Annotated in this window: 1 protein-coding gene; it reads right to left on the bottom strand. The window is 39.7% G+C overall.

Features of this window, described 5'->3' with window-relative positions; translation table 11 throughout:
• Positions 1 to 23: 23 nt before the first annotated feature.
• Positions 24 to 869 (bottom strand): undecaprenyl-diphosphate phosphatase, encoded by an 846-nt coding sequence (locus tag SINDD18_RS00700; protein ID WP_049527374.1) that lies wholly within the window; start codon positions 867 to 869, stop codon positions 24 to 26.
• Positions 870 to 1,003: the final 134 nt, after the last annotated feature.

Genomic DNA, 1,003 nt, shown 5'->3' with positions numbered 1-1,003 from the left:
CCAACTTCCCTCAAGGTTTTTTCTTATACAAATAATCGAACAAAGCTATACAGTAACAAGACACTACCAAGGACAATACGGTATTTACCGAAGACTGTGAAGTCGTGTTTCTTAACATAGCTGGTCAAGAAACGAATGGCAACCATGCTGACTGCAAAAGCTACTACCATGGCTACTAAGAGCAAGAAGAATTGACCAAAGCTCAAGACTTCTCCTGCTTTGATAAATTTAAAAATCTTCAAAGCACTGGCTCCAAACATAACTGGAATTCCTAGGTAGAAGGTAAACTCAGTTACCACCGAACGACTAGTTCCATTTAACAAACCACCAACGATAGTGGCGCCCGAACGGCTAGTCCCAGGTAAAAGAGCCAAGACTTGGAAAAGTCCGATATAGAGGGCCGTTTTATAAGGCAACTTGTCTAGCTCTGTGACTGTGGGCTCAATCGCTTGCGCTTTGTTACGTTTTTCAAGATAGATAAAGGCAACCCCATAAACAATCAACATAATGGCTACTGAAACCATATTGTGGAAGTGAGTATCAAACCAATCATCAAACTTAAAGACTAGAAGAAGAGGGAGAGTCGCAACAAATACTTTGGACCATAATTGCCAAGTTCTACGAACTTCAACTTTATCCTTACCTGGTTTGAAGGGATTAAGTTTGTTAAAGTAGATAACCATAACGGCTAAGATAGCACCCAGTTGAATAACTACGTTAAACATAGACATAAAGGCTTCATTTTGATCTTTATACTGGATAAACTCTTCTGCCAAAATCAAGTGACCAGTACTTGAAATCGGCAACCATTCCGTGATTCCTTCAACAATCCCAAAAAAGATAGATTTTAAAATTTCAATAAGATACATAGATTACTCCTTTTTCTACCCTCCATTATATCATACTTTTAAAGGCTGTGTTGAGTTTTCTTTAGAAAGCGCCGATACTTCCACCACCGCCACCGCCTGAGAAACCTCCACCAGAGCTACCACTTCCAGATGAT

It is taken from the genome of Streptococcus infantis, assembly GCF_001579645.1.
Classification (GTDB): Bacteria; Bacillota; Bacilli; order Lactobacillales; family Streptococcaceae; genus Streptococcus; species Streptococcus infantis_E.
Note: the sequence above shows the minus strand (reverse complement) of the source record. Positions and strands in the feature narration are given on the sequence as shown.

Excerpts from the sequence above, each read along its gene's own strand:
- SINDD18_RS00700 (WP_049527374.1), bottom strand. The coding sequence starts at position 869 with ATGTATCTTATTGAAATTTTAAAATCTATCTTTTTTGGGATTGTTGAA.